21 protein-coding genes and 1 pseudogene are annotated in these 22,590 nt (G+C 38.2%); 17 read left to right on the top strand and 5 right to left on the bottom strand.

Translation table 11 applies throughout. The features are described 5' to 3' along the window. A partial coding sequence (locus tag ACNKXV_RS01310; protein ID WP_417905895.1) for a PepSY-like domain-containing protein occupies positions 1-294 on the bottom strand: 294 nt, incomplete at its 3' end. A 194-nt stretch (positions 295-488) separates the two neighbouring features. Here ACNKXV_RS01310 and ACNKXV_RS01315 point away from each other — a divergent pair. The 8 genes from ACNKXV_RS01315 to ACNKXV_RS01350 all read left to right on the top strand — a co-directional run bounded on the left by ACNKXV_RS01315 (position 489) and on the right by ACNKXV_RS01350 (position 7,315). After that, complete coding sequence (locus tag ACNKXV_RS01315; protein WP_417905896.1) at positions 489-1,295, top strand: alpha/beta hydrolase; 807 nt, start codon at positions 489-491, stop codon at positions 1,293-1,295. A 7-nt stretch (positions 1,296-1,302) separates the two neighbouring features. Continuing rightward, positions 1,303-1,767: a nuclear transport factor 2 family protein gene (locus ACNKXV_RS01320; protein WP_417905897.1), complete on the top strand. Its 465-nt coding sequence runs from the start codon at positions 1,303-1,305 to the stop codon at positions 1,765-1,767. A gap of 27 nt (positions 1,768-1,794) precedes the next feature. Beyond that, positions 1,795-2,154, top strand: a complete 360-nt coding sequence (locus tag ACNKXV_RS01325; protein WP_417906338.1) for a cupin domain-containing protein — start codon at positions 1,795-1,797, stop codon at positions 2,152-2,154. Between the two features lie 85 nt (positions 2,155-2,239). Then, the gene (locus ACNKXV_RS01330; protein ID WP_417905898.1) at positions 2,240-4,144 is read left to right on the top strand and encodes a S9 family peptidase; all 1,905 of its coding nucleotides are present in this window, start codon (positions 2,240-2,242) and stop codon (positions 4,142-4,144) included. A 51-nt stretch (positions 4,145-4,195) separates the two neighbouring features. Beyond that, positions 4,196-5,380 (top strand): MFS transporter, encoded by a 1,185-nt coding sequence (locus ACNKXV_RS01335; protein ID WP_417905899.1) that lies wholly within the window; start codon positions 4,196-4,198, stop codon positions 5,378-5,380. 56 nt (positions 5,381-5,436) lie between these two features. Then, positions 5,437-5,895: a DUF1801 domain-containing protein gene (locus tag ACNKXV_RS01340; protein ID WP_417905900.1), complete on the top strand. Its 459-nt coding sequence runs from the start codon at positions 5,437-5,439 to the stop codon at positions 5,893-5,895. Between the two features lie 148 nt (positions 5,896-6,043). Then, on the top strand, positions 6,044-6,505 hold the full coding sequence (locus ACNKXV_RS01345; RefSeq protein ID WP_417905901.1) for a DUF4168 domain-containing protein: 462 nt from the start codon (positions 6,044-6,046) through the stop codon (positions 6,503-6,505). Between the two features lie 228 nt (positions 6,506-6,733). Then, positions 6,734-7,315: a hypothetical protein gene (locus tag ACNKXV_RS01350; protein WP_417906339.1), complete on the top strand. Its 582-nt coding sequence runs from the start codon at positions 6,734-6,736 to the stop codon at positions 7,313-7,315. Here ACNKXV_RS01350 and ACNKXV_RS01355 read toward each other — a convergent pair. Further along, entirely contained in the window at positions 7,312-8,847 is a 1,536-nt protein-coding gene (locus ACNKXV_RS01355) for a GH3 family acyl-acid amido synthetase (protein ID WP_417905902.1), read from the bottom strand. The genes ACNKXV_RS01350 and ACNKXV_RS01355 overlap by 4 nt on opposite strands. Positions 8,848-9,170: 323 nt before the next feature. Here ACNKXV_RS01355 and ACNKXV_RS01360 point away from each other — a divergent pair, with 323 nt between their 5' ends. The 9 genes and pseudogenes from ACNKXV_RS01360 to ACNKXV_RS01400 all read left to right on the top strand — a co-directional run bounded on the left by ACNKXV_RS01360 (position 9,171) and on the right by ACNKXV_RS01400 (position 18,502). Beyond that, positions 9,171-9,539 carry a response regulator gene (locus ACNKXV_RS01360; protein WP_417905903.1) on the top strand — a complete coding sequence of 123 codons (369 nt, stop codon included), beginning with the start codon at positions 9,171-9,173 and terminating at the stop codon, positions 9,537-9,539. 1 nt (position 9,540) lies between these two features. Then, on the top strand, positions 9,541-9,783 hold the full coding sequence (locus tag ACNKXV_RS01365; RefSeq protein ID WP_417906340.1) for a DUF3820 family protein: 243 nt from the start codon (positions 9,541-9,543) through the stop codon (positions 9,781-9,783). Between the two features lie 106 nt (positions 9,784-9,889). Further along, complete coding sequence (locus ACNKXV_RS01370) at positions 9,890-11,530, top strand: CTP synthase (RefSeq protein ID WP_417905904.1); 1,641 nt, start codon at positions 9,890-9,892, stop codon at positions 11,528-11,530. A gap of 45 nt (positions 11,531-11,575) precedes the next feature. Continuing rightward, positions 11,576-13,426, top strand: a complete 1,851-nt coding sequence (yidC, locus tag ACNKXV_RS01375) for a membrane protein insertase YidC (RefSeq protein WP_417905905.1) — start codon at positions 11,576-11,578, stop codon at positions 13,424-13,426. A 121-nt stretch (positions 13,427-13,547) separates the two neighbouring features. Further along, positions 13,548-14,213, top strand: a complete 666-nt coding sequence (locus ACNKXV_RS01380) for a toxin-antitoxin system YwqK family antitoxin (RefSeq protein WP_417905906.1) — start codon at positions 13,548-13,550, stop codon at positions 14,211-14,213. A 33-nt stretch (positions 14,214-14,246) separates the two neighbouring features. Further along, entirely contained in the window at positions 14,247-14,639 is a 393-nt protein-coding gene (locus ACNKXV_RS01385; RefSeq protein WP_417905907.1) for a lipocalin-like domain-containing protein, read from the top strand. A gap of 74 nt (positions 14,640-14,713) precedes the next feature. Next, positions 14,714-15,937 (top strand): annotated as a pseudogene (gene mnmA / locus ACNKXV_RS01390) (tRNA 2-thiouridine(34) synthase MnmA); the annotation flags it as partial. Between the two features lie 10 nt (positions 15,938-15,947). After that, positions 15,948-17,552: a S8 family serine peptidase gene (locus tag ACNKXV_RS01395; protein ID WP_417905908.1), complete on the top strand. Its 1,605-nt coding sequence runs from the start codon at positions 15,948-15,950 to the stop codon at positions 17,550-17,552. Then, positions 17,552-18,502: an NAD(P)H-dependent flavin oxidoreductase gene (locus tag ACNKXV_RS01400; RefSeq protein WP_417905909.1), complete on the top strand. Its 951-nt coding sequence runs from the start codon at positions 17,552-17,554 to the stop codon at positions 18,500-18,502. The genes ACNKXV_RS01395 and ACNKXV_RS01400 overlap by 1 nt, the downstream gene beginning before the upstream one ends. 48 nt (positions 18,503-18,550) lie before the next feature. On the opposite strand, the gene ACNKXV_RS01405 is transcribed toward ACNKXV_RS01400, so the two are convergent. Genes ACNKXV_RS01405 through guaA form a run of 3 tightly spaced genes read right to left on the bottom strand, consistent with a single transcriptional unit; the run spans position 18,551 to position 22,458 of the window. Beyond that, a complete protein-coding gene (locus ACNKXV_RS01405) occupies positions 18,551-18,952 on the bottom strand; it encodes an OsmC family protein (RefSeq protein ID WP_417905910.1) in 402 nt (133 codons plus the stop codon). Beyond that, on the bottom strand, positions 18,942-20,897 hold the full coding sequence (locus ACNKXV_RS01410) for an amino acid ABC transporter substrate-binding protein (RefSeq protein ID WP_417905911.1): 1,956 nt from the start codon (positions 20,895-20,897) through the stop codon (positions 18,942-18,944). Before ACNKXV_RS01410 ends, ACNKXV_RS01405 begins: the two co-directional genes overlap by 11 nt. Before the next feature lie 31 nt (positions 20,898-20,928). Beyond that, positions 20,929-22,458: a glutamine-hydrolyzing GMP synthase gene (guaA, locus tag ACNKXV_RS01415; RefSeq protein WP_417905912.1), complete on the bottom strand. Its 1,530-nt coding sequence runs from the start codon at positions 22,456-22,458 to the stop codon at positions 20,929-20,931. Positions 22,459-22,590: the final 132 nt, after the last annotated feature.

Here is a 22,590-nt window from a genome sequence, read left to right on the forward strand (position 1 = left end):
TATTCCCAGGAAGTTCCCTTCAGAATCAAAGATCAATTCCAGTCCGTTACTCAAATAAACCTCATAGTTATTATTATCCTCGATCTCGGCCTTATGAATGGTTACATTGGGATAATTCAAACTAATATAATTAAGAATCCTCTGGGGAAGACTCGAAGTGCTTACCTGCACATCTGCCTTAACGAATTTTGAATTCAAATCCATCTCCAACTGGGTCACCCCTTCATCATCATTACATGATGCCAGCAACATTAAAGAGCTTAGCAACAGTCCATAGATTTTTAAATTTTTCATACTCCTTATTTTTAATTATTACTATCCTTTCTTTAAACGTAAAAGACTATTCAATTGTTTTCTCTTCAATCAAATTTTAACCTATAAATAAACATTACCTGATGGTTACAAAAAATTCAAATAGAATCTTTTCACATTATTGCAATTTAACCCAACTTAAACTTACTTTGAGTTCTTTAAACTAAAATTTCAGAATGCATCACAAAGTTTTAATTTCCATCCTCCTGTCTTTTCTCACATTTTATGCATTTTCTCAAAGTACCGCTTCTGTAAATGTGAATACTTTTGAGTTAGAAACCGGAGAAGATTGTTTTAAAAAAAAGATATGGATCTATCTACCGGCCGGATATGAGAAAACAGATAAGCACTATCCCGTGATCTACATGCACGATGCACAAAACCTTTTTGATAAAGAAACCTCCTATGTAGGAGAATGGCAGATTGATGAGAGTCTGGATAGCATCCAGGAGCCTAAAGCTATTATTGTGGGGATTGAACACGGTGGAGAAAAACGTATAGATGAATTAACTCCTTTTCCACATGAAAATTATGGTGGTGGCAAGGGTGATGCATATGTGAATTTTATTGTTAGAACATTAAAGCCTTATATAGACGAAAATTACCGAACGCTTAAAGACCAAAGCAACACCGGGATATTTGGCTCTTCCCTTGGTGGATTAATTTCTTATTATGCAGCATTGAAATATCCTGACATATTCGGTAAAGTTGGAGTTTACTCACCGTCTTTCTGGTTTAATGAAAAGATTTATGATTTAACCAAAGAAACTCAATTTGATAATACCACCAAATTCTATTTTCTTGTTGGGACTGAAGAATCTGACGAAATGGTCCCTGATCTAAAAAGAATGGTCAAAATTTTAAATGAGAAAGGTCTAGATCCCGCTCAAATTCAAACTAAAATTATTGAAGGAGGAAAACATAATGAAAGCATGTGGGCTGAAAATTTTACTGAATCCTATTTGTGGTTAATGAAAAATTAATGCCGATATGAAATACTTGCTCTTTCTAATTTGTGCATTTGCCCTGCATAACGGCAGTGCTCAGGTGAACCGGGAATCGGAATTATTCCAGCAATTAAAATCAAGGGATAGTTTACTTTTTGAACGTGGTTTCAATAGATGTGAAATTGATAAAATTGAGGACTTCATTAGTGAAGATCTTGAATTCTTTCACGATCAGGGCGGACTTACAACTAATAAAACCGATTTTTTGAATGCCTTAAAATCGAATATTTGTTCTAACCCTGATGCTAAACCTATTCGAAAACTCAATGATTCCAGCCTTGAGGTATATCCTTTATTTACCAATGGCAAATTATATGGAGCCATTCAAAAAGGTGAACACGAATTTTATATCCAGGAAAACGGAAAATCCTTACACCGTACCAGCATAGCCAAATTCACCCATATCTGGATATTACAAGAGAAAGAATGGATCTTAAAAGAGTATTAAGCTACGACCATAAAATCCCTCAAGATGATGAATAAAGTAAATTTAAAAGAAAAACTGAGTAAATTTTCTGACCATTGGAACCCCAGAATCGTGGGAGAACTGAATGGCCAGCAGGTCAAACTTGCAAAACTTAAAGGTGAATTTATCTGGCATTCGCACAAAGATGAAGATGAAATGTTCCTGATCATTAAGGGAAGGTTAAAGATAGAATTTCGCGACCGCATGGTTGAATTGAACGAAAATGAATTTTTTATAGTACCGCGTGGTGTTGAACACAAACCAATTGCAGAAGAGGAAGTGCACGTAATGTTATTTGAACCTGCTGCTACCAAACATACCGGTGAGGAAGTTCATGAACTTACCAATAACAATCAGAATTTCATCTAACCCCTAGATTTATGAAGGTATAAAAACGCCTGACTTTTTTCGTATATTTATCTGTTTTTCAACTATTAACCAATTTTTATCTCAGATGAAACAGATGAAATACCTCATCTTTTTGCTTACTGCAACTATGATTGCCCAGGAGCAAGAAGAACCGAAAAAATACAGCATTGAACAGTTCTATGAAAATACTCGAATAGGTGGTGGCCAGTTTTCAAACGATGAAACCAAATTACTTATAAGTTCAGATGAGTCGGGTATTTTCAATATATATGAGATAGATCTTTCCGAACAAACCATAAGACCAATTACCACTTCCAAGGATGAATCCCTTTTTGCCGTTGACTATGTTCCCGGAACAAATGACATCCTTTACTCTGCAGATAAAGGAGGGAATGAATTAGATCATTTATACCTGTTAAAACCAGACGGTTCTACCCAGGATCTAACTCCGGGTGAGAAGGAAAAAGCTAATTTCCTGGGGTGGAGCGTGGACAATCAATTTCTGTTTTACTTATCCAACAAAAGAGATTCACGTTACTTCGATCTTTACCGCGCGAAAATTGGAGATTGGGAGCCAGAATTGCTATATGAAAACTCAAATGGTCTTATGATTTCTGATGTATCACCGTCAGGAAAATATATTGTCTTAAATCAACCTATCACGACCAGTGAAAACAAGCTTTTTTTATATGATAAAGCTTCAGATAAATTAACTGAGATATCCAAACCAGGATCTTCCTATTCTCCTACTGGTTTTAATAAAGAAGAAACTGCATTATTCTTTACCACAGATCATGGAGGAGAATTTAATAAACTGATGTCATACGACATATCCACTGAAATTAAAGCTGTTGTCTTCGAAACAAATTGGGATGTGATGTACAGTACCCTAAGCAAAAATGATAAATACCGAGTGATTGCTATTAACGAAGATGGATCAAATAAACTAATCCTTAGAGATGAAAAGAACAATGAGCAATTGGATAGGCCAGAATTTTCAGATGGCAATATAGTAGCTGCAAAATTTTCAGATAGCGAGAATTTATTAAGGCTAACGGTTGGGACTTCTAAAACCCCTAACAACATTTACGTTTATAATTTGATAACTAAAGAGGTACAAAAACTTACCAGGACACTAAACCCGGAAATTGATCCTAATGACTTGGTTGCTGGAGAAGTGGTTCGCTATAAGTCATTTGATGATCTTGAAATCCCTGCGATCTTTTATAAGCCTAAAAATGCATCTCCAAACAATAAAAAACCGGCCCTGGTTTGGGTTCATGGTGGGCCCGGTGGTCAATCCCGGGTTAGTTATTTTGCCTTGATTCAATATTTAGTAAATCATGGATATGCAATACTGGCTGTAAATAACCGGGGAAGTAGCGGCTATGGAAAAAGTTTTTATAAAATGGATGACAAAAATCATGGAGAAAAAGATCTTCAGGATATTATCTATGGTAAAAAATGGCTGCAGTCTCAGGACTATATAAACAAAGATCAAATAGGAATCATAGGTGGTAGTTATGGCGGTTATATGACCATGGCAGCCATGACCTTTGCTCCGGATGAATTTGAAGTAGGGGTAAATATTTTTGGAGTAACTAACTGGATTCGTACATTGCGCTCGATTCCTCCTTTCTGGGAAGACTATAAAAAAGCGCTTTATGAAGAACTTGGTGATCCAAATACCCAAGATTCAATACGATTAAAAAAAATCTCTCCTTTATTTCATGCTGAAAAGGTTAAGAATCCGGTTATGGTGCTTCAAGGTGCTAATGACCCCAGAGTTTTACAAATAGAATCTGACGAAATTGTGGAAGCTGTCAGGGCTAATAATGTCCCCGTAGAATATGTGGTTTTTGAAGATGAAGGGCATGGTTTTATAAAAAAGGAAAATGAGATAAAGGGTTACAAACAGATCCTTCTTTTTCTGAATAAATATTTAAGAGATAAAGATTTGAACCTTAAGGAGGAAAATCTAAAAGATTAAATTAGCTTTCCAAACAATAATAATTAATATCTGAAACAGACTGAATTTCCATTGCCTAAGGTTCCTTTTCAGATATTACCCATTATTGTAATAGCACAATTTTGCTGTACTTCGCTGTGGTTCGCCGGAAATGCGGTAATGCCTGAGCTTATCCAGAATTTTGATCTGCCTGTCACAGCGATGGGGCATCTAACCTCAGCAGTTCAATTGGGTTTTATCCTTGGATCCCTGATTTTTGCATTTTTCACTTTATCAGACAGGTACTCACCTTCCAGATTATTTTTTTTTAGTGCATTAGCCGGGGCACTTTTTAATCTGGGAATTTTATGGCAGGATAATAATCTAATTTCATTGATCATTTTAAGGTTCCTTACCGGTTTAGCACTGGCCGGGATCTATCCCGTGGGTATGAAGATCGCGGCAGATTATTACCGGGAAGGTTTAGGCAGATCGCTGGGTTTTTTAGTAGGAGCTCTGGTTTTAGGAACTGCCTTTCCACATCTTATTAAAGAAGTAACCGGGAAAATTGAATTTAAATGGGATTACGTGATCTTAACTACCTCCCTCCTATCACTATTAGGTGGAATTTTCATTTTACTTTTTATAAAAGACGGCCCATTAATAATGCGAAGAACAACTCCCGATTTTAAACTGGTTTCCAAAATCTTCAGAAACAGGAAATTTAAAAGTGCAGCCTTCGCTTATTTTGGACATATGTGGGAATTGTATACATTCTGGGCTTTTATCCCCGTAATTCTTATTTTATATAGAGAAGTACATCCTTCAGTACATTTCAGTATTTCGTTTTTCTCATTTTTAATTATTGGTGCCGGAGCATTGGGTTGTGTAATAGCTGGTTTTATTTCTGAAAAGGCCGGAGTCAAAAAAACCGCGGGTGCTGCTTTATTATTGTCAGGACTTTGTTGTCTACTTTCACCATTTATATTAATTCAAAATTCAGAAGAAATCCTTGTCATGTTTTTGATCTTGTGGGGAATAATGGTGGTAGCAGACTCTCCTCTTTTCTCCACCCTTGTCGCGCGCAATACAGATCCTGAATCTCGTGGAACCGCGCTTACCATAGTTAATGGAATAGGGTTTTTAATTACGATTTTCAGTATTCAAATCTTTAGTTTTATTTCTGAATTTATTGACCTATACCTCCTGCTTCCAATTCTCGCCCTGGGCCCTGTTTTTGGTTTATTTCACCTTCTCAAAACTCCCCGACGAATCTGAGTTCCTGCTATTTTGGATAAATTATTTTGAGTAACTTTAAAGTTAATCCGGTACTTATGAAAATAGAAGCCTCTTCCCCTGCTGAATATATTTCCCATGCTCCATCAGAGCGACACGATGCCCTTAATAAATTACGGCAGCTTATTAGGGATAATATTCCTGAAGGCTTTGAAGAAACCCTGAGTTACGGGATGATTGGATATGTGGTTCCACATTCAGTCTATCCGCCAGGCTATCACTGCACGCCGGAGCTTCCATTACCTTATATGAATCTGGCTTCCCAAAAAAATTTCATCGGGGTTTATCATTCGGGAATTTATGCCGATAAAGATCTTCATGACTGGTTTTCTTCAGAATATAAAAAACGTGTTGGCAAAAAAGCCGATATGGGCAAAAGCTGTATTCGGTTAAAAAAGTTAGACGAGATCCCATTTGAATTAATAGGTGAACTAGCTGCAAAAATCTCGGCCAAGGAATGGATCGAACTCTACGAAAAAAACATTAGGAAGGAGTAATGGTAATGACCACTGCTCACTTTTCCTTTTAACACCCACGAGTATTTCCCGTTAAATATTACTTAACTAATTGGTTCCTTTTCTTAAAGCCTTGGTTAGGAATATTAGCCTTCATAGTTTCCGTTTTTTAAATTTAAAAGGTAAAAAAATGAAGAAGTTAATAAGCAGTTTATGTATTGTAATGGCACTTGGAACTGCCACCACGATGGCTCAAACTACAACTTTGCCTCAACAGGAATCTGTAGAAGTGAGTAAGGATGAGTTAACCGAATTTGCTCAGGTGTTCCAACAAATGCGCATGGTAAATCAACAGGCGCAGCAACAAATGCTTGCCGTAGTTCAGGAAGAGGATCTTGAATTAAAAAGGTTTAACGCCATCCACGAAGCAAAATCAGATCCAAATAAAAATATCGAAACTACCGAAGTTGAGGATAAAAAATATGCTTTAGTGATCGCAGAATTTCAATCCATCCAGCCTGAAATTCAGAAAAAAATGGAGAACATCATAAAGGAAAGTGAGCTTAGTCTGGAAAGATACCAGCAACTCGCGATGGCCCTTAGAAGTAATGCCGAATTGCAGCAGAGATTGCAACAGATCATGAAAAGCTAAGTAGATTGTCAATTGTAATTATTGAAGGAGCAGTATTTTTTACTGCTCTTTTTTTTGGTTTTAATACTGAATATTTTAAGTCTATTTTAAAATTATAATTTTTAGCAGGCATCAATTTTGTTGTATTTTGAATAAATAGAAAATTATATGGCAGGCTATTTAAAAAGTTTCACATTAATAATCAGCTTTTTGGTATTCTTACCGGCATGCTATGCACAGTCTACACCTATGCAGCAAAAAGATAGTTTAAAGTTCAGTAATAAAATAGTTCCGGAGTCAATCTGGAGGGAAGCCTATGTTGCCCTTGGGCATTATCCAGAACTGAAGGATACTCCTATCGAATTTAAATTTAAAAAGAACATTAAGAAGTCTTTTATGCAGGCTCAGCCAAAACTGGGTGGTCTTTTTAAAAAGCGCAAGAACAGGAGTTATATAATCTACATAAATGAAAAGTTTCGAATTGAAGACGAGGTTTTTGACCTTTCCAAAGTTCCGTCAGATGTTCTAATAGGTTGGTTAGGTCATGAACTGGGTCATATAATGGACTACCGTGACAGGACAGGCGCAGGACTTATCTGGTTTGGGATAAAATATGTTACCTCGAAGAATTATATCCGGGAGGCTGAAAGGATAGCAGATACTTATGCCGTAAACCATGGCCTTGGAGATAAAATAATCGCTACGAAAGATTTTATTTTAAATCATTCCCACCTGTCTGAAAATTATAAGAACAGAATACAGAACCTATATCTTTCTCAGGAAGAAATTATGGTCCTTATCGATGAGATCCATGAAGAAGTGGCGCATTAATTAAGTGCGCCCTTTTCTTTTAAAAACTCATCCCATCGAGCAAGTTTTTCTTCGTTCATTACTTTCTCCATTTTCACCTGCCCGCCTTTTTTCTTATTAACCGCATTCCACTCATGGAACATATTAGGGTCTATGGTAGTTACTTTCACCCCGTGTAAAGCTTTGGATCTGGCAACTTTATAATTCTTATTTGCCTCCATCAATGCTTTATCCAATGCATCGGCAAGCTTTTCGTTATCAGCCTTATCTACAGTTCCCAAATACCAGTAATGGTAATATTCGCCATCTTCTGCCCTTTTTGCAGCTACTACAAACTCCGGGATCTTGATATCGAAAATGTTCTCCAGTTCCTTGACCGCATCATTCATTTTATTTACCGATAGTTGAGATCCTACAACATTGAGGAAAAATTTGGTTCTCCCGGTAATGCGGATCTCATGTTTCTCTTTATCGGTAAACTTGATAGTATCGCCAATAAGATATCTCCAGGCACCGCTAACTGTAGAAATTAACAGCACATAGTCTTTTTCTTCCTCTACATCTTCTAATTGAATAACCGGTGCATCGTCGGTTATAGAACCATCTTCTTTTATATACTCCGGTTTAAACGGAACAAATTCAAAATATATCCCATTATCTGTGATCAACTTCATGGAGGAAGTATCCGGTCTGTTTTGTAAAGCCAGAAAGCCTTCTGAAGCAAGGTAGGTATCAATTACCTGAACCGGTTTCCCCAGTAAGGCATTAAAACTTTTTTCATAAGGTTCGTAAGCCACTCCACCGGAAGCATAAACCTGAAGATTTGGCCAAATATCGTGGATGTTATCTACATTATGATATTCAATTACCTTCTTTAGCATAAGCTCCATCCAGGACGGGATTCCGCTTAAAGCGCCTATATCCCAATCTTTAGCGGTTTCTGCAATTTTTTGCACCCGCTCATCCCATTCATCAATTTTAGCGATCTCCTCGCCGGGTTTATAATAACTTCTGAACCAAAAAGGAATGTTGCTCGCACTAATCCCACTGATCTCTCCCTCTTCATGGTCTCCTTCTTTATGCAGATCTGTAGAACTTCCCAGCATCATGATCTCTTTTTCAAAGAAATCTGCAGGAAGATCAAAATTACTCAATGCGCTCACCTGTTTGATCCCAGCTTTTCTAATAGATTCCACCATATCATCTGTAACCGGGATTCTCTTACTTGATTTCCCCGTTGTACCAGAGCTTAAAGCAAAATATGGTGGTTTTCCCGGCCAGGTAACATCCTCTTCTCCTTTGTGGTAGCGATGCCACCATTCTTCATGAATCTTGTTATAATCAAAATAAGGAACCGTCTCCGCAAAAGTTTTACGTATATCTTCAGATTCCAGAATTTTATCGAATTGGTATGCTTTACCAAAAGCGGTGTCTTTTGCTTTGTTCAAAAGATCTTTTAGCACTTCCAGTTGCTCTTTTTCTGCTTCACCTTCAGAAGTTAGCGTATCTTTTATATCGATCAAACTCTTGATCAGGGAACCAAATATTGCCATATGATTTTATATGATTTTTGAACCTTAAAACTAAAGATACCTTTATAGACCTGCTAAAGATTACGAAATATTTAACGTCAATTCTCACGCTTAGAGGCCTAAAATTCTACCCTCAGCTGTATTTTAAAGTCAGGTTTTCTGTACATCTCTTTAGGAGGATTCAAACCAAAAGAATTCGTATCTTTGCAGCCGAATTAAAAATCCTGTTTGGATGAGATATTCTGAATTTTCATTTAGCTTTAACAGCTAATAGCCTTACAGGTACCAATTTTATTACCCTACCAGGTTTTACCCTTAATAAAAGACTTTAAGGTCTTAATGCCATGAATAAAATTTATCTGGTTGATGATCAACCAATATCCAATTTCATAACAAAAAAATTGCTTCAGCTGGAAGGCTTTACAGATGGAGTTATAGATTTTACCAACCCCGCAGAAGCACTTGATGTTGTAGTTGAAGAAGAAAAAGCTTTGATATTTCTGGATCTTAATATGCCTGAAATGAACGGATGGGAATTTCTGGATGCCATGAGGTTAAGGAAAAAAAGTCATCCTATCATAATTTTAAGCAGCAGCACCAGTAATTTCGATCAGGCTAAAGCAAAAGAATACCCATGTGTAATAAAATATGTCGTAAAGCCCATGAATAAGAAGAAATTTTTAGAAATTTCGGAACATTTAAAAGCTTATTAAACTGCAACCCGATCCTCAAAAACTTCTGGAGCTCGCCTACGCGAAAATGCACTTTGGCAGGTATAAGGGATATTATTTATCTGACATCCCGGAACCTTATTTTGTTTGGTTCAGGCAAAAAGGTTTCCCTCCCGGCAAACTGGGAGACCAGATGCAACAGGTATTTGAACTAAAGGTGAATAGCCTTGAGGGCCTTTTAAGGCAAATAAGAATACGCTATCCCAGCCCATCTTTTCGTAAATAATCTGCTGTTAAATACCTCACAATATTAGCCTTTCTAATTGGCCTGTTTTTCTATTCTTCTTTGTAATTTAGCGCCCTGAATAAAACAACACAACAAAACAACTAAAATGGCCAATACCAAGTATATATTTGTAACCGGAGGTGTGTCGTCTTCCCTTGGTAAAGGGATCATCGCCGCTTCTTTAGCAAAATTATTGCAGGCAAGGGGCTTTAGGGCTACTATTCAGAAACTGGATCCGTATATAAACGTAGATCCGGGAACTTTAAATCCTTATGAACATGGAGAATGCTATGTGACTGAAGACGGTGCAGAAACCGATCTTGATCTTGGTCATTATGAGCGATTCCTGAACGTAAATACCTCTCAGGCTAACAATGTTACTACCGGCCGAATCTATCAGAGTGTAATTGATAAGGAAAGGCGTGGGGAATTTCTTGGTAAAACCGTACAGGTGGTACCGCATATCACTAACGAAATTAAAGAACGTATTCAGATCCTTGGAAACAGCGGGGATTATGACATCGTTATTACCGAAATTGGTGGAACCGTGGGAGATATTGAATCTCTGCCTTACATCGAAGCAGTTAGACAGCTAAAATGGGAACTTGGTGATGATAATGCTCTTGTGATCCATCTAACCCTTGTACCATATCTTTCGGCTGCCGGGGAACTTAAAACAAAACCAACGCAGCATAGTGTGAAAACACTAATGGAAAGTGGAATTAAAGCCGACATTCTTGTTTGCAGAACTGAGCACGAACTTTCTGATGATATAAGACGTAAACTGGCTATTTTCTGTAATGTTAGACAGGAAGCGGTGATCCAAAGTATCGATGCTCCTACCATTTACGACGTTCCAAATATGATGCTTAAGGAAGGTCTGGATACCGTGGTATTGAAGAAATTAGCACTTCCGGATGATACTACACCAAATCTGGAAAGATGGAACCAGTTCCTTAAAAGACATAAAAATCCAAAAGCAGAAGTTCACATTGGCCTTATTGGTAAATATGTAGAATTACAGGATTCTTATAAATCCATCCTGGAAGCATTTATACACGCCGGAGCTGAGAATGAAGTTTCGGTAAAAGTGGAATACATCCATTCTGAATTTATCAATGACAGTACCATTCATAATAAGATAAGTCATCTTGATGGTATTCTTGTTGCACCTGGATTTGGTGAACGAGGAATTGAAGGCAAGATCGATGCGGTAAGATACGCCCGTGAGAATAAAATGCCATTCCTGGGAATTTGTCTGGGAATGCAAATGGCGGTTATAGAATTTGCCAGAAATGTACTTCAGTTAAAAGGAGCCAATTCGTCTGAAATGGATCCGGAAACTAAACATCCTGTAATTGATTTAATGCAGGAACAAAAAGAGATTACCCATAAAGGTGGCACCATGAGACTTGGAGCCTGGGAGTGTAGTTTGCGCGAAAAGTCTACTATCCATGATGTATATGGAAAAGATTTGATCCAGGAAAGACATCGCCACCGTTATGAATATAACAATGAGTATCAGGAACAATTAGAAAATGCCGGGATGGCAAGTACTGGTATTAATCCGGAAACCGGTTTGGTTGAAGTTATTGAACTTGAAGATCACCCATGGTTCATCGGCGTTCAATATCATCCGGAATATAAAAGTACTGTTGCCAATCCACATCCACTTTTTGTATCCTTTGTAAAGGCCGCTCATTTATATTCACAGGAAAATAAAAATGCCAAGATGGCACAGAAGTAAAAGTTGGTCATTTTTTTGACAAGGAAGATTAAGCAAAATTAAATAATGGAAGAAAAGAAAATTGACATTCAATCCATAATTGGATTTATTTTAATTGGAGGTATCCTACTCTGGATGCTTTACAATAACACTCCTGAAGAGACAGATACTAATGAGATCACAACCGAACAGGTTGTTCCTGAAAAGAAGGATACAGAAACCCGTACTCCTGAAATACAGGATAATCGCCCTTCGAATGATTCTACGGCACTGGCAGATGCTCAAAGACGCCTTGGAGCTTTTGGTTATTCTGAAACTCTACCTTCAGCCCAGGGTGGTACAACTACCATAGAGAACGATCTTTTAATTTTAAAGGTTGCCAATAAAGGTGGTTATATTGAAGAAGCCCGATTAAAGAATTTCAAAACTTATGATTCTATTCCGGTTTACCTTATAAAAGACGGGAATGCTTCACTTAATATAACCTTCAGTACTACTGATGGCAGAACGCTTAATACAGAGAATCTATTTTTTGAGCCGGAATTAACCGAAAATAACGGAAATCAGATCCTTTCCATGAAACTGAAGGTTTCAGACAAGGAATATCTGGAATACCGTTATGCCATGAGACCGGGAGAATATATGCTGGATTTCAGCATTAATTCTGAAGGCCTTACCGGAGTTCTTAATTCGTCTGTTACACCTGTATTAGACTGGAAACTAAAAGGTTACCGTCATGCAAAAAGTATTTCTTACGAAAATCGTTATACAGACCTTATTTATGAATATGACGGGGAAGATGATGACAACCTAAGCGGCGGAGACGATGAAGAAGATGATGTTAGTTATATCGCATACAGGCAGCACTTCTTTACCTCTATCCTGCTTACAGATACTCCTTTTGAAAAAGCATATTTTGAAGTAGAGAATCTTGTTGAAGATGAGGAGATCGATACCGTTTACACCAAGACTTTTGCTTCAAGTATTCCTTTGAAACTTAAAGCCGGAGAGCTTAATTATAATATGAACTGGTATTATGGTCCTTCAGACTATAAGATCCTGAACGATTATGACCGTAACCTTGATGAGATCATTCCATTAGGTTGGGGGATCTTTGGATGGATCAATAAATATTTATTCATTCCATTCTTTGCATTTCTTTCAGGAGTGCTTCCAAGCTACGGACTGGCCATTATTGCAATGACGATTGTGGTAAGAATTGTACTGTCACCGGTTACTTATAAGTCTTATTTATCACAGGCTAAAATGAAGATTTTAAGACCGGAGATCAATGAACTTAACGAAAAGTACAAGGACAATGCGATGAAAAAACAGCAGGAAACCATGAAGCTTTATAGCAAGGCGGGAGCCAGCCCTATGAGTGGATGCTTACCGGCGCTTATGCAAATTCCTGTTTTCTATGCCTTGTTCCAGTTCTTCCCAAGTGCTTTCCAGTTAAGACAGAAAGATTTCCTTTGGGCAGATGACCTTTCAAGTTATGATGTAATTGCAGAACTGCCATTCACTATTCCTTTTTATGGAGATCACGTGAGTTTATTCCCAATCTTAGCTTCTGTAGCCATCTTTATTTATATGATGATGACAACGGGACAAAGTATGCAGGCAAATCAGCAACCGGGAATGCCAAACATGAAATTCCTTATGTATCTGTCTCCGCTTATCATGTTAATCTTCTTCAACAACTATGCGAGTGGATTATCCTTGTATTATTTCACATCCAACCTGATCACCATTGGGATCATGCTGGTAATTAAATATGTGATCATTGATGAAGATAAGATCCATGCGAAGATCCAGGAAAACAAGAAAAAACCTAAAAAGCAAAACAGGTTTACCAAGAAATTCCAGGAGATGATGGAACAAGCTGAAGAGCAACAGAAAAAACAAAAGAAATAATAAAAAAGCCCTTGCATTTGTAAGGGCTTTTTTGATGCAGCAAATTACATTTTAAAAATTTGGACTATTTTTTGAATTGGAAAAATCAGCTGTAACTTTAAATTTATAAACCTGCTTTAACATGCACATTCAAAAAATCTTTTTTCTTGTTTTATTAATCATTCCATCATTGGTCCTTTCTCAAACAAATCAACTAGATGCTCAAGGTAAAAAGCATGGTGACTGGAAAGTTTATTTTGAAGGAACGAAAAACCCACGATTTGAAGGCAGGTTTGAACACGGAAAAGAAATTGGTGAATTTAAATTCTACAAAAAAGGATTCTATGATCATCCTGCAGCGATCATGAATTTTGAAAAAAATAAAGATTCTGTAAACGTCACGTATTACACGCAGAAAGGTGAACCCATTAGTAATGGAAAAATGGTTGATCGTAAGCGGGAAGGGAAATGGGTATATTTTCACCAGGCATCAGATAGCATTATGATGACCGAGCAATATCAAGAAGATAAACTTAATGGTTTGCAGCAAACTTATTATAAGAATGGAAAACTCGCCGAAAAGACCACCTATAAGGGTGGTGAAAAAAATGGGACAAGTTTAATATTTGCTGAAAATGGCCAGATCACCAGAGAATTGAATTTCAAAGCCGGAAAATTACATGGAAAAGCAACTTATTTTACCCCGGAAGGAGAAAAAACCATGGAAGGTTTCTATACTGAAGGCAATAAATCCGGAATCTGGAAGTATTATACTGAAGGGAAACTGGTTGAAGAGAAAGAATATTAATTTATATATTTAGTCATCTAAAAAAATCTATTTATGAAAAAGATCTTTATTTTATTAGTGGCAGTTAGCCTGTTCATGGCATGTAGTGATGATGATTCAGCAACAGACGATGGAGCGATCCTTGGTACCTGGTTCATGGTAGAGGCAAATAATGTTCCCGGCTATAGCCTGGATGATTGTTCCAGACAGTCTTATATTACCTTTAATATGGATAAATCTGCCAATTCTGAATTCTATTCTACAGTTGACGGGAATTGTGTATCAGATTCTTCCAGTGGGACCTGGAGCAGTTCTTCAAACTCTCAGTATACCTTCGAGATTCCTCAATTAGGCGAGGTAACAGGGACAGTAAGTTTTAGTAGCGATTCAAGGTTTACTTTCAGGCCAAACAGCCTGCCTACTTCAAGCATAACTTTTGAGAAGTAATATAAATCGAACTTTATAGTAGAAGGTGGCTTTCGCCACCTTTTTTTATTTCGTAATTTTGCCAACGATTATTCGACTCTATCCGGGTTAGAATTAAATGCACAAAAGAGATGAAAAAAGTAGTTGTGGGATTATCAGGAGGAGTTGATTCCAGTGTTTCGGCATATCTGTTAAAAGAACAGGGTTATGAGGTAATCGGGCTTTTTATGAAGAACTGGCACGATGATTCAGTAACCATTTCCGATGAGTGCCCATGGCTGGACGACAGTAACGACGCCATGATGGTGGCCGATAAACTTGCTATTCCTTTCCAGACTGTGGATCTTAGTGAACAGTACAAAGAGCGTATTGTGGATTATATGTTCAACGAATACGAAAAAGGAAGAACTCCAAATCCCGACGTGCTTTGTAATCGTGAGATCAAATTTGATGTCTTTATGAAGATCGCACTATCTCTTGGTGCAGATTACGTGGCTACAGGTCATTATTGTAAAAAATCCCAGTTTGAAAAAGACGGTGAAACCATCTATCAATTAATGGCCGGGGAGGATAACAATAAGGATCAGTCTTACTTTTTATGTCAGTTAACCCAGGATCAGTTATCAAAAACTCTTTTCCCAATTGGAGAACTTCAGAAATCTGAAGTGCGAAAAATAGCTACTGAACAAGGCCTTATTACCGCCGATAAAAAAGATTCTCAAGGCTTGTGTTTTATAGGGAAAGTAAGATTACCAGATTTTCTTCAGCAAAAATTGAAACCTAAAGATGGTGTAATTGTAGAAGTTCCTGCAAGTAATGATGTATATGCAGAGGAAGAACTAACTTTTAATTCAAAACTGGAAGAGCTTAAACACCTTTCTAAAAAATATACCTATCAAAAAGATGATGGGAAGGTTGTAGGAAACCATCAGGGAGCACATTTCTTTACAAAAGGCCAACGAAAGGGTCTTGCCGTGGGTGGAACTCCGGAACCACTTTTTGTAATAGATACAGATGTTGAAGAGAATGTGATCTATACAGGTCAGGGGAAAGATCATCCCGGTATATACCGTCAGGCGCTGTATATAGTGCAGGACGAAGTACATTGGGTAAGACCGGACCTTCGCCTAGCCCGAGATAAAGAAATGAAGGTTAAGGCAAGAATTAGATACAGACAGCCTTTGCAGGATGCTACGCTGCATCAAACCGGGAACGGGATGTATATAGTTTTTGAAGAACCACAAGCTTCGATTACAGAGGGACAATTTGTTGCCTGGTATAAAAACGATGAACTCCTTGGGTCCGGGGTGATATCATAATTCATATTCTATGAGATGGTACCTCATCTTTTTTTTGCTGTATGCCGGAACTTGTTTTGGCCAGACAGAACATGCCCGCATTTATTTTATTGAAAAAGCCAATACTGCGGAGGTTCTACAAAACCCCCAATCAATTCTAAGCGAGAAGGCGGTCCAGAGAAAAGAATTACGGGGTACTCCAATGGATCACCGCGATATTCCAGTAGATGAGGAATATATATCTGCACTTAAGAACATGAATGGAATCCAGGTTCTGGCAAAATCCAAATGGTTCAATTGCGCCCACGTTCTTGGAGAAAGAGCCAAAATCGAGGAACTTGCAGATCTCGATTTTGTTGAATCGGTGGTTTTTGAGAGTGATAACCGCAATTCAGATAGAACTACCCAAAAGCCGTTGCTGAAAAATAAATTGGAAGTAACCCCAAAATTCAAATATGGATTGGCAGAAACCCAGGTAAAAATGCTGGGAGTTGATCATCTTCACAATTATAATTTTAGCGGCCAGGGAATGACCATAGCCGTAATGGATGCCGGTTATCCCGGTGTGGATAAAGCCACAGGTTTCGCGCGTTTAAGAGGCGCAGGAAAACTATTGGGCGGTTATGATTTCACTACCCGCTCAATAAATTACACCAATCCTTCCAGACACAATCACGGGACTATGGTGTTATCTACCATGGCTGGATTTATAAAGGATCAGTTCGCCGGAACTGCACCAGATGCCTCTTACTATTTATTTATAACTGAAGTCGCTGCAACTGAAACCCCGGTCGAAGAATCCTACTGGGTTGAAGCTGCCGAAAGAGCTGATAGTTTAGGGGTGGATATAATTAATACTTCCTTAGGCTATTCCCTTTTTGACGATCCAAAATATCATTATTCTCCTGAAGATATGGACGGAGTAACCGCCTTTATTTCAAAGGGTGCTAATATGGCTTTGGAAAAAGGAATACTGGTAATAAGTTCAGCGGGAAACAGTGGAAATGCAGAATATTTCCATACAGTAGGTGCGCCTGCAGATGCTTCCGGTTTAACCGTTGGAGCGGTTTCTCCAACCGAAACTTACGCCAGTTTTAGCTCCAGAGGCCCTACCGCAGACGGTCGGGTAAAACCGGATGTGGCCGCTCAGGGAATGGACGTGACGGTAATTAACGAAAACAATCAATTTTTACAGGTTAACGGAACTTCGTTTTCTTCACCTTTAATGGCGGGAGCGGCTGCAAGTTTCTGGCAGATCAATCCAGAATGGACAAATTTGGAGGTTTTAGAGATGGTGCGCGAACTTGCACATCTGTATGCTAATCCAAATGTATTCTTAGGCCTTGGAATTCCTGATTTTTCTCTGAGTCCCGACTTTAAAACGGAAGTGGAAATTATCGAAAAAACCGGGCTGGAGCTATTTGTCTATCCCAATCCGGTAGAAGACTTTCTTAAAATTGGGAACTTTAAAAATGATCCTTATACCTTAAGATTGTTCGACATTACGGGAAGGCTGCTTTATATTACAGACCAGAATCAGAAAGAAATTGACCTTTCAGGTTTTTCTCGCGGAATATATATTGCTATGTTTGAAAAAAATAATTCCAAAAAATCGTTTATCCTTATTAAAAAATAATGGCTACTACCAATAACCGCATCACAACCCTTTTTAATATTGATTATCCAATTATCCAGGCAGGAATGATCTGGGCCAGTGGCTGGAAACTTGCCAGTGCAGTTTCTAATGCCGGCGGATTAGGAATTATTGGCGCAGGAAGCATGTATCCGGAAGTTCTTAGAGAACATATTCAAAAGTGTAAAAAGGCTACATCCAAACCCTTCGGCGTAAATGTCCCCATGTTATATCCAGACATTGATAAAATCATGGAGATAATCATTGAGGATGGGGTTAAAATTGTTTTCACCTCTGCCGGGAATCCTAAGACGTGGACCAGGCACCTTCAGGAGCATGGGATCAAAGTGGTCCATGTGGTAAGCAGTGTGAAATTTGCTATAAAATCTCAGGAAGCAGGAGTAGATGCCATCGTTGCTGAAGGCTTTGAAGCCGGTGGCCATAATGGTCGTGACGAAACCACCACTTTCACTCTTATTCCTATGGTTAAGGAAAAGATCGAAATCCCATTGATCGCTGCTGGTGGAATTGCCACCGGTAGAGGGATGCTTGCAGCCATGGTACTTGGTGCCGATGCCGTTCAGGTAGGAAGCAGGTTTGTAGCTACTCCGGAAGCTTCTTCCCATCAAAATTTCAAAGATAAAGTAGTGGAAGCCAAAGAAGGTGATACTGTGCTTACCTTAAAAGAGCTGGCCCCGGTAAGACTTCTTAAAAATAAATTTTTTGAGGAAGTTCAACAACTTTACACTACCTCTCCTACTAAAGAAGATCTTATTGAGTTACTGGGCCGTGCCAGAGCGAAAAAGGGAATGTTTGAAGGAGACCTTGAGGAGGGAGAACTGGAAATAGGTCAGATCTCAGGATTGATCAATGATATAAAACCGGCTGCCCAGATCGTAGAGGAAATGATGGCTGAATTTAAAGCAGCACAAACTGAAGTTGCCTCTTTTTAACAAATTTCAACTTCGTCATAAATTCTCCTTTTAGGATATCAACAAAATTTAAGGGTAGATGAATACGATATTCTTCTCAATCTCCGGGTGTAAACTATAGTAAACCGGGCAGGTTTTAGCTGCATTTTCCAGAATCTTTCTTTCTTTTTCTGAGTGATCGTTATGGAAGTAAATGTTCACCTCAACCCTGGATATTCTACGCGGATTGGAAGCCATGGTTTTTTGAACCTCAGCAGAAGTCCCAACCAGGTCCACTCCCATTTCTTCAGCCTTTATTCCCATAATAGTAATCATACAGGTAGCTAAAGCATTGGCGACAGTATCTGTAGGCGAAAAGGCTTCACCTTTCCCATGATTATCCACGGGTGCATCAGTTAATACTTTAGATCCGCTCTGTAAATGTTCAGATTCAGTTCTAAGATTTCCAAGATAGGTTACTCTAGAGGTCATTAGCTTCAGAGATGGTTAGGTCTTCGTTTAATTTCAGAATATAGATTGCATCGTTTAAATATCCACCATTCGGTTTAGGCATATAATGGAATTTACTCTCGTAATATTCAGTATAACCAGGAAATTTCTCAAAAGATTCATACAGGTTTTGAGAAGATGCCAAGCGTAAAAGCACATCCAGAGTTAGGTCATAACCGCGAATGGCATATTGATTTGGCTGGATTTTATACTTCTTTTCATAATCCTCAATAAAATCCTTTGTTTTTGCTGTATCATACTCCTTATCTACAGATGGGTAATGCATTTGTAATTTACCAAGGTGATTATTTGAAACTATGTCACTTTCGTAACTATTATTTTTATTCGTAGTAAACAGTTTAATATTATGAGCTCTGGCTAAACGGTTAAGCGCAGCAGTTACACTTGAAACAAGATTAATACTTTCAGATTCCAGGATAACCCAGTTTTCTCCCGGTTTCAGCATTTCTGCAAGTTTAGATTCTGCAATATAATTATCTGATGGATTTGCAGCCCGGGCAGAAGGAATCGCGTTCATGATCTTGTTCTTTATGGTATAAGATTTACCATCGGCAACCACGATCACATTTTTTCCGGAAGCATTACGGGCAATATAGTCAACCATTTTCTCCTGCATATATTCTTCATTTGGCCTGGATTGAACAAGATTGGTATAACCCTTCATCTCACGATTGGATAACGGATTGATTACCGGAACATTTTTATTTTGCAACAACGAGGCAGTAGTCTCAGTAACATCTTTCATCAGCGGGCCAATTACTGCATCTACATTATCAAAATTATTGGAGTAAATGATCGATTGGATCTCCGAAGCTTCTCGTTTGGTATCAAACACCCTTAAATTGGTAGAAATTCCCAACTTTTTAGCTTTTTCAACTGCCATAAGCACACCACTGTAAAAGTCAAGGGAAATTCTTAAAACCCTCTCATCCATAATGGCCTTACGGTAAGTTTGCAAGGAATCTTCCTGTACCATATTTAAATGATATGGTAAAAGCAATACAATTTCCTTAGTTTTGCTTCGATTGCTTAAAGAAGTACTAAGATCTACAAGGGTGTTAGCCGTTCCGGGTTGTACCTCAAAATCGGAATCATTTTCAATATCCTCACCCTCTCTTGCCGGAACTTTAAGAACCATCCCGAATTTTAATCCTTCATCCAGTGCTGGATTTAATCTCCTTAATGAATCCTGACTTACTCCAAATCTCTGAGATAAACTGTAAAGAGTTTCCTGAGGTTTTACCTCATAGAATCGAAATCTGTCATCTGTAATTATCACAGGCTCATCTTCCAGAACATTGGTACCAACCCTTATCATCATTCCAGGTTGAAGCACCTCCACCTTAGGATTTAATTCGTTAAGCTCTGTAAGGGTCATCCCATACTTTCTGGCGATCCCGTATTTGGTTTCTTTAGGCAGAACAATATGCTCTCTTGTTTTAAAATTTTGAGAAACTGCTGAAGGTTTTGGCGCTACAGTAGTTTCTTTCTTTGGAAGGACAGTTGAAGGAATTTGCCCAACCGGAATTTGAAGCACTTCTCCCATTTGCAATTCACTGGAATACAAATGTTTGTTATAACGCTTAATATCGTCCACACTCACATTATATTCACGGGAAAGGCTATATAAAGTTTCCTTCTTTTTTACCTTATGTTCTTTAAACTGAACCGAAGTATTTGAAGAAGTTGCATTATTCTCAATTGGAATAACCAGTTTCTCATTTATACCAATGCCTTGTCGAGCATCTGGGTTGTATTTGTAAATATCTTCCTCATCTATACTATAGGACTGAGAGATACTGAATACAGTTTCCCCCTTTTTTACAGTGTGGTATTTAAACGACTGCGCATTAACTGCACTCGTCAAAGACAGAAAAAGAAAACATATTACAAACAAATACTTCATTCTTATAAATTTAAGTTCAAAAGGTAATCTATTATTCCCACTCTATGGTTGCCGGCGGTTTAGAACTAATATCATATACCACTCTATTAACGCCTTTAACCCGGTTTATTATTGTATTCGATGTTTTTTGCAAAAACTCATAAGGTAAATTTACCCAATCTGCAGTCATTCCATCTGTAGATTCCACCGCGCGTAATGCAACCACCTGTTCGTAGGTTCTTTCATCTCCCATCACTCCAACGGACTGGATTGGTAACAGAATTGCACCTGCCTGCCATACTTTATCATACAACATCCAGTCACGAAGTCCCTGGATAAAGATATGATCTACTTCCTGAAGAATTCTAACTTTCTCTGCGGTAATATCACCAAGGATTCTTATTGCTAATCCAGGTCCCGGGAATGGATGTCTACCTAATAAGGTCTTATCTATTCCAAGCTCCTTCCCTACTCTTCTTACCTCATCTTTAAACAACATACGCAAAGGTTCTACAACCTTAAGCTTCATAAAATCTGGTAATCCTCCTACGTTATGATGTGATTTTATGGTTACTGAAGGTCCGTTTACAGAAACCGACTCAATAACATCGGGATATATGGTTCCCTGAGCCAGGTAAACCACATCCTGAATTTCATGTGCCTCATCATCAAATACCTCAATAAAAGTATTTCCAATGGCTTTTCTTTTTTCTTCAGGGTCGCTTAAGCCTTTAAGTGCATCCAGAAATCGTGCCGAAGCATCGACTCCTTTTACATTTAGGCCCATATGCTTGTATTGGTCCAGTACACTTTCATATTCATTTTTGCGCAACAATCCATTATTTACAAAAATGCAATATAGGTTCTTGCCAATTGCCTGGTGCAATAAAACTGCAGCAACGGTAGAATCCACTCCTCCGCTTAATCCCAGCACAACTTTATCGTTACCTATCTTTTCTTTTAATTCTGAAACCGTAAGATCAACAAATGCACCCGGAGTCCAGCTTTGTTCTGTACCCGCAATGGTTACCAGAAAATTTTCCAGCAGCTGTTTCCCGTCTGTTGAATGATAAACTTCAGGATGGAACTGGATGGCAAAAGTTTGTTCCCCTTCGATCCTGTAAGCTGCATTTAACACATCTGATGTGCTGGCAAGCCGAACGGCATTTTCAGGTAAATCGATGATAGAATCACTATGACTCATCCATACCTGAGAATTTTCTTTAATATCTTTAAATAATGGCTCTGCATCCTTAATTACGGTAAGATTCGCTCTTCCATATTCACGGGTATCTGAAGGCTCCACTTTCCCACCATTAAAATGGGCAAAATATTGCGCCCCGTAACACACGGCAAGTATTGGTAATTTTCCACGGATTTGCGAAAGGTCCGGATGAGGAGGATCTTCTGCTCTTACAGAAAACGGACTCCCGGAAAGTATAACTGCTTTAAAACCTGAAAGGTCTTCCGGAATTTTTGAATAAGGATAAATTTCGCAGTAAATGTTGAGCTCTCTAACCCGTCTTGCGATAAGTTGAGTATACTGCGAGCCAAAGTCAAGGATAAGTACGTTGTTTTGCATGCGCAAAAATAGGAAAATGAGGGTAAAATTAAACCCGGGAAAGGATTAAATTTAATTAGTTAGGTTAACATTTTGCTAATAAATAAATCCTTTAATCCCCCAGTAAAATGACCAAAGCCTCATGGTTTTTAT

This window comes from Christiangramia aquimixticola, from assembly GCF_048285835.1.
Taxonomy (GTDB): Bacteria; Bacteroidota; Bacteroidia; order Flavobacteriales; family Flavobacteriaceae; genus Christiangramia; species Christiangramia aquimixticola.